The 1246-nt window shown below is 54.8% G+C and carries 2 protein-coding genes; both read left to right on the forward strand.

Going from position 1 to position 1246, the window contains the following annotated elements:
- The first annotated feature begins 72 nt into the window (after nucleotides 1-72).
- Nucleotides 73-375 (forward strand): transposase, encoded by a 303-nt coding sequence (locus tag KGA81_RS29940; RefSeq protein ID WP_223551295.1) that lies wholly within the window; start codon nucleotides 73-75, stop codon nucleotides 373-375.
- The gene (locus KGA81_RS29945) at nucleotides 372-1208 is read left to right on the forward strand and encodes an IS3 family transposase (protein ID WP_223551297.1); all 837 of its coding nucleotides are present in this window, start codon (nucleotides 372-374) and stop codon (nucleotides 1206-1208) included. Before KGA81_RS29940 ends, KGA81_RS29945 begins: the two co-directional genes overlap by 4 nt.
- Nucleotides 1209-1246: the final 38 nt, after the last annotated feature.

A 1246-nucleotide genomic window follows, 5' to 3' on the forward strand; every position in this document is an offset into this window, starting at 1 on the left:
CTGAACTGGCCTAATGATTTTGGACACTTCAATCGGGCGCTATGATGGCGCCCAAATCTGAGGTGTTTGGATATGCGTAAATCTTATTCCAGTGAGTTCAAGCTCAAAGCTGCCAGCATGGTGCTGGACGAAGGCCAATCAGTTCCCGATGTCTGTGCCAGCCTGGATATCGGTCCTACGGCCTTGCGCCGTTGGGTCGATCAGGTTCGCAAAGAGCGCTTGGGTTCGACCCCGGAAGGGGCCAGGGCGATTACCGCCGATCAGCGAGAGATCCAGCAGCTCAAAGCCTTGCTCAGGCAAAAAGACCTGGATATCGAAATCCTAAAAAAGGCCAGTGCTCTCCTGCTTTTGGACTCCAAAGATCATTCTCGTTGATCAACGAGCTGGACGAGCAGTACGGCGTTAACAATTGCTGTCGGGCGTTTGGGGTCAACCGCAGCAGCTTTTACGCCTGGCGTCAGCGCCAAGGCAAGGTGAAGCCTGAGCGGGAGAAACTTAAAGCCGTGCTGGTCGAACATCACAAGGAATCCAGAGCGTCCGCAGGGTCTCGCACCCTTTCCAAGGAGTTGCAAGCAAAGGGGCATCGCGTCGGGCGACATATGGCTCGCAGCTTGATGCGCGAAGCCGGTGTTGCCAGTCATCAACGGCGGCGGCACAAGTACAAATCTTCCGGCGTGGAGGCCCTGGTGGCGCCGCACGTGCTCAAGCGCAAGTTTGATGTCACGGCGATCAATCAGGTGTGGTGTGGCGATGTGACGTACATCAAGGTGGGTAAGCGCTGGATGTATTTCGCGGCAGTACTGGATTTGTTTGCTCGCCGGATCGTGGGGTGGTCGTTTTCAATGATTTCCGATGCCACGCTGACCTGCGAAGCGTTGCGCATGGCGGTGCAATTGCGAGGCAGTCCAAAAAAGGTGCTGTTTCATTCTGATCAAGGTTGCCAATACACCAGCCACAAATTCAGGAATGAGATGCGCAAACATGGACTCCTGCAAAGCATGAGTCGCAAAGGTGAGTGCTGGGACAACGCCCCGATGGAGCGTTTCTTTGGGAGCCTGAAATCAGAGTGGGTGCCAGAAGATGGCTACAGCTCGGAGCATGAAGCCCGGATGGATGTGCAGCGTTATGTGATGCGTTACAACAACGTCAGGCTCCATAGCTACAACGGCTACCGGTCGCCGGTAGCCATGGAGAAACTGGCGGCGTGAAACCTTAACTGGTGTCCAGAATTACTTGACCAGTTCAA

This window comes from Pseudomonas sp. A-B-19 (assembly GCF_019947515.1).
Classification (GTDB): domain Bacteria; phylum Pseudomonadota; class Gammaproteobacteria; order Pseudomonadales; family Pseudomonadaceae; genus Aquipseudomonas.

Bases quoted from the DNA above. Each gene is read 5' to 3' on its own strand.
- KGA81_RS29940 (WP_223551295.1), top strand. From the start codon at position 73: ATGCGTAAATCTTATTCCAGTGAGTTCAAGCTCAAAGCTGCCAGCATG.